Below are 5,669 nucleotides of genomic sequence, written 5' to 3'. Positions count from 1 at the left end.
AATATCCTGGTTTGAAAGTGCTATGAAAATTAGAAGAGTGGCAGTGACAGAATACTTAAGGAATCCCCAATACACGTTAAATTAATTCAAATATTTGAAAGTTTGGAAAAAACAATATGCTAGGAGCCAACTGCGTAACTCCTAATGGTCTTGAAGAAACATGTTTAAATATAAAATTTTGGGGAAGTATATTTTGGGGGTATATTTTTGAGGATTGCATTTTTTATAAATACACCCGCGCATGTTCACTTATACAAAAATGTTATAAAATCCTTAGAACTCAGCGGGCATCAAGCCATTATTTTGGCAAGAAATTATGGAGATACAGTCAACTTATTAGATGAAATAGGTTTTGAGTATTTTGTATATGCCAATGTACCTGATTCAAAATATGGAAAAATCCTGTCTCTACCTTTCAATGTGCTAACAGCATATAATTTTCTCCGAAAGGAAAAGCCTGATTTGTTGGTTGGAATGGGAGTTTACTCAGCGTATACATCACAATTACTGCGTAAAAAATGCATAATTTTTAATGACTCTGAACCTACACCTTTTCAGTTCATGCTCTTTAAGCCTTTTGTAGATGTAGTTCTCACCCCTTCATCATTTACCATAGACCTAGGTCCAAAACACATCAAATTTAACAGCTTTAAAGAAATTGCTTATTTACATAAAAACTATTTTGTGCCTGATGTAAAAATCTATGATTTCCTTGGGATAGGTCAAGATGAAGATTACGTGCTTTTACGTTTCAATGCATTTGACGCTGTACATGATTTTGGCATAAACGGGTTTTCCATTGATCAAAAAAGGCTTCTGGTTAATGAACTGAGCAAGCATGCACGTGTGTTTATCTCGTCCGAAATAAAATTGCCAGATGATTTTAATAAGTATCTACTGAAAATACCGAAATCTCGCATTCACGATATCTTGTATTATGCAAAACTTGTTGTGGCAGATACCCAGACAATAACTACTGAGTCCGCAGTCTTGGGAACTCCAGTTATCAGGTTTAATTCTTTTGTAGGCAAGAAAGATATGGGCAATTTCATTGAACTTGAAAATAAGTATCATCTTATTTTCAGCTTCAGTGAACCTGAAAAAGCAATTGCAAACGCAGTAGAACTTATTCAGGAACCTGATTTAAAAAATAAATGGAAAGAGAAAAGAGATCAGCTCCTGGCTGACAAGATCGATGCTACCAAATTTCTGGCTTCTTTTATTGGTAATTATCCTAAAAGTCAAAATAAAATAAGAGATGGGAAAAAATATTCTAAAAGAGAGGGTAGTGCCATCATACTGCAGGGTGATCTGCTATGAAGATCGCAAGTGTTGTAGGTGTTAGACCTCAGTTCGTGAAAGCTTCTGTGGTTTCAAGAGAATTAAGAAAAACTAACGAAGAATGTTTGATTCATACTGGCCAGCATTACGACTATGAAATGAATAAGGTATTCTTTGAGGAATTAGGTATTCCTGAACCGAACTATTATCTTGGTGTAGGTTCTGGCTCACATGGTCAACAAACAGGAGAAATGCTCCGAAAATTAGAAGAAGTTCTTCTAATTGAAAAACCTGATCTTGTGCTGACTTATGGGGATACTAATTCAACACTTGCAGGAGCTTTGGCTGCATCAAAGCTTGGAATAAAAAATGCACATGTAGAATCTGGGTTAAGAAGCTTTGATAGATCCATGCCTGAAGAGATCAATCGCATTTTGACAGATCATTGCTCAAACATCTTGTTTTGTCCAACTCAGAATGCAGTTGACAACCTGAGAGAAGAAGGAATCACTGAAAATGTGTATTTAACTGGTGATGTTATGGTTGATTCTCTTCTTCTTAATAAGGAGATTGCAGAAGCAAAATCTTCAATCTTAACCGATCTTAACCTAAAAAACAGGGACTATCTAGTTGCTACAATCCATAGAGCAAGTAATACTGATAATATAGAAAACCTTCAAAATATTATTGAAGCTTTTCAAGGACTGGACGAAAACATCATTTTTCCTGTTCACCCACGAACTGAAAAACTGCTTAGAAGTTATGGGTTATATGAGAGCTTAAGCTCCTCTGTTACGTTAACAAAACCTCTAGGGTTCCTTGATTTCATAAAACTCATGAATCATGCTAAGATGATTCTAACCGACTCCGGAGGCGTTCAGAAAGAAGCATATATTTTGAAAGTGCCGTGCGTTACACTTAGGGAAAACACAGAGTGGATTGAGACCATTAGAGATGGATGGAATGTACTAGTTGGTTCCAATAAAAATAAGATTATAGAAGCAGTGAATGAATTTATGCCTTTGGCCAAGGAGCATCGGAATAGATTTGGGGATGGGAGTGCAAGCAACAGAATTGCTGCAACAATTAATGGATTATTTGGAAATAAAAGTGCAAGCAACAGAATTGCTGTAACAATTAATGCGTTATAAGTCAAACTGGGGGGTTAACTTATGACCTTCGATGTAATTGTAGATAACTCCATGAAATCGCTTTATGACTGGGTAAAAAGTGAAGAGTACTATGGATGGGACCCTTATGATGCACTAAACAGTAAAATAGTAAACAAATTCTGTTCGAGCTCTCAGCTACTGGAGATACTGGTAACTCAATTGAATAAGTACTCTATCTTAAACATCAGGCCAATTATAGGTGTTGAAAAAGGGCTAGATGTAAAAGGGATGTCCCTTTTTGCCCAATCATTTTCAAAAATTTATTCTTTAACAAACGATCAACGGTATAAAGAGGATCTGTTTGAATGCAGCAATTTTTTAAAAAATAAGTCTCTCAAACAAAAGTATGGGTTTGATTGCTGGGCAGGACACTATTTTTACCACAGGGGCTTTGATGGGGACATATTAACTCCAGAAATACCTGATATTATCACAACATCAAATGTGATCAAAGCAATGGTTGACAGTTACTTGATTTTTAAGGATGAGGCGTTAAAAGATATTGGGAAAAGCGCCTGTGATTTCTTAATAAAAGATCTACTGAGAAAAACCGATGATGGTCTTTATTACCTGCAGTACGATACTTTAAGTGAAGATAAAATCGTAACAGATGCTTCTGCTAAAGGTCTGACCGCTATATGCAAGTTAATGCCTCTGTTTGACGATGCTGAGATGAGAACGGTAGCGTGCAAGCTTTCCGAATTTTTAATACGTACCCAGGATTCAGATGGTTGCTGGATCTACACCAAATATAAAAGTGGAAAGATAAGGCGTCAAACGGATTTTCATCAGGGCTTTATAATAGATTCTCTGGTTGAGTACCTCTCCTTTGCTGAACCAAAAGAACAGGACCGGCTAATAGACTCAATCAAGAGAGGTGTAAATTTTTACAGGAAAAAACAGTTTTTAGATGACGGCAGATGTTATTACCGATATCCCCAAATGTACCCTACAGATATACATAACCAAGCTCAAGGCATAATTACTTTTAGTAAGTTAAGCATGTTTGATCCAGAATTTCTTGAATTTGCAAGGAAGATTTTGGAATGGACAATTTTTAATATGCAGGACAACTCTGGATACTTTTTCTACCAGAAAAACCGGGTTTTAACAAATAAAATTCCCTATATGCGATGGGGAGCAGCTTGGATGATGCTGTCCATGGCAACGTATTTAGAAAAAGTGGGGGTGGCAAAATCGTAAGAGTTTTAATGTGTGGATCTGTAGCTTCCTCAGGTGGGGTTTCTACACATACCAGGAAATTAATTGAAAATTTGTCTGTTGAAGATAGTGAAATATTATTGTACAATTACTATACAAATGAAGATAACGCAAAGACCACGAATATCGAGAAGGTCTATCGGCGTACCTTTGGATTGTTTTTTGAGATTTTATCCAACAAAAAAAAGTACGAAATAATCCATGATCAAACATCGGGCGGGATCTTCAGTTTTATTTCCTCAATTACCGCCTCCATTGCATCAAAAATCGCAGGTAGAAAGTTAATTGTCACATTTCATTACTCAAATACAGAAGAATTCGTGAAAAAATATAAACCTTTTTTTAACTTTGTTTTAAAAAATGTAGACACAATGATTTTAGTTTCAAATAAACAAAAAGACATTATCTCCAAGACTTTTCCACAGTACTCTAATAAACTAGTTGTAATTCCAAACGGCTATGATTCAGCCTTTTTTTTCCCAAGGGATACTGATGAATGCCGGGCTATGCTTGGAGTTCCTGTGAATAAAAAGGTGATCTTTAATATCTCAAATTTAATCGATATAAAAGGTCACAAATACCTTATTGAAGCAATTGGCAATATTGCAAAAACCAGATCTGACATTTACTGTATCATTGCAGGGAAAGGCTATCTATTAGAGACTCTGGAACAACAGATAAAAGACTTCAAACTCGAAGACTATATAAAATTGGTGGGATGGATCCCTGATGATGAGATTCCTATTTACATAAACACCAGTGATTTCTTTGTCCTACCAAGCCTTGGAGAAGGAAATCCTATTGTTATGTTTGAAGCGATAGGGTGTGGAAAACCGTTTATAGGAACAAAAGTAGGTGGAGTTCCTGAGATTATAGCCTCTGAAGATTATGGATTATTATGCGAACCTGCAAGTTCAGAAGCACTGGAAAAAACTATAATGTTAGCACTAAATAAAAACTGGGATACTTTTAAAATTAAAGAATATGCAGAATCTTTTACTTGGAAAAATATTGCAAAAACAACTAAATCCATCTATGGGCAAACCTTATGAACTAGCCCACTTGTAAATCTAACAATTAGCAGGGAGACTTTTTGGTTTATAGGAAGAAGCATAAAAACCCTGGTCTTTAGCTGAATGATAGTTTACTCTCTGAACTCTAAGTCCACCTTTCTCAATAGGTTGGGTTTACCCTATCTGGCAGACATAGCCTCCCTGCCATTGCTTTTTGAGAATACAGATAAAGTTCTGCATCATTTTGTATATTGTCACCATTATTTTTTACAGTCAGATAAGCCATATTTTCCAGTGTGAATTACTCCTCTCTGAATCCTTTGCCTCAAGGCTCGGTTTTGAAGGAGAAGACTTCTCACTTTCAGAGTTAAATACACCTCCTTAGATTCTGGATGGTTAAAATCGTTCCATTACTAGGTTCCAGTGCCAGGAAGTAGGGCTGTTCATGCTCTCCTATTGGTGAGCCAGCCCATTATTCCTGTTTTTCCAGTTGTTAGCTGGTACTGAGACAAGCAACTGGAACTTCCACTGGTTTTATTGCAGTCATTCCATTGCTATCACTGGTCTTCAGTTTCATGACTGGTGACTCATCTTCCAACTATTACTATATTGGCTGTAGTACTTGATTTGTCGCCATTGGTTGCAGTTAATCTCACAATGTAGAATCCTGTTGTGTAGGTGTGACTTGGGTTTGATTCGGTAGAGGTAGTTCCATCGCCAAAGTCCCACTTTATTGAGGCTGCATTGACAGATTTATCTGTGAATTTAACCGTGAGAGGAGAACGCCCAATCTGAGGTGCCAATGTAAATCTTGCTGTTGGCGAAGCAGATGTTCCAGTAACGGTTATTGCCTTACCTATGGTATCAGAACCATCTGCATTGCTTACAGTCAGGTTAACTGTATAAGTTCCTGCAACAGCATAGGTATGTGCTGGGTTTGCATCGGTAGATGTGGAACCATCACCAAAGTCCCAGTTCCATT

Annotated in this window: 5 protein-coding genes; 4 read left to right on the top strand and 1 reads right to left on the bottom strand. The window is 36.7% G+C overall.

The genetic code is table 11. The annotated features are described in order from the left end of the window. The first annotated feature begins 207 nt into the window (after window positions 1-207). From A9239_RS17275 to A9239_RS17260, 4 genes are read left to right on the top strand one after another with little or no spacing between them, the layout of a single operon-like run. Complete coding sequence (locus A9239_RS17275) at window positions 208-1,320, top strand: DUF354 domain-containing protein (protein WP_048153978.1); 1,113 nt, start codon at window positions 208-210, stop codon at window positions 1,318-1,320. Next, window positions 1,317-2,432, top strand: a complete 1,116-nt coding sequence (gene wecB, locus A9239_RS17270) for a non-hydrolyzing UDP-N-acetylglucosamine 2-epimerase (protein WP_048116284.1) — start codon at window positions 1,317-1,319, stop codon at window positions 2,430-2,432. Before A9239_RS17275 ends, wecB begins: the two co-directional genes overlap by 4 nt. Before the next feature lie 21 nt (window positions 2,433-2,453). Beyond that, window positions 2,454-3,656, top strand: coding sequence for a hypothetical protein (locus tag A9239_RS17265; protein WP_048116286.1), 1,203 nt, complete (start codon window positions 2,454-2,456; stop codon window positions 3,654-3,656). After that, window positions 3,599-4,726 carry a glycosyltransferase gene (locus A9239_RS17260; protein WP_230628771.1) on the top strand — a complete coding sequence of 376 codons (1,128 nt, stop codon included), beginning with the start codon at window positions 3,599-3,601 and terminating at the stop codon, window positions 4,724-4,726. The genes A9239_RS17265 and A9239_RS17260 overlap by 58 nt, the downstream gene beginning before the upstream one ends. 548 nt (window positions 4,727-5,274) lie before the next feature. Here A9239_RS17260 and A9239_RS17255 read toward each other — a convergent pair. Further along, the coding region (locus A9239_RS17255) for a PKD domain-containing protein (RefSeq protein WP_141706506.1) at window positions 5,275-5,669 on the bottom strand (395 nt) is incomplete at its 5' end.

Source organism: Methanosarcina sp. A14, assembly GCF_001729375.1.
GTDB classification, from domain to species: Archaea; Halobacteriota; Methanosarcinia; order Methanosarcinales; family Methanosarcinaceae; genus Methanosarcina; species Methanosarcina barkeri.
Note: the sequence above shows the minus strand (reverse complement) of the source record. Positions and strands in the feature narration are given on the sequence as shown.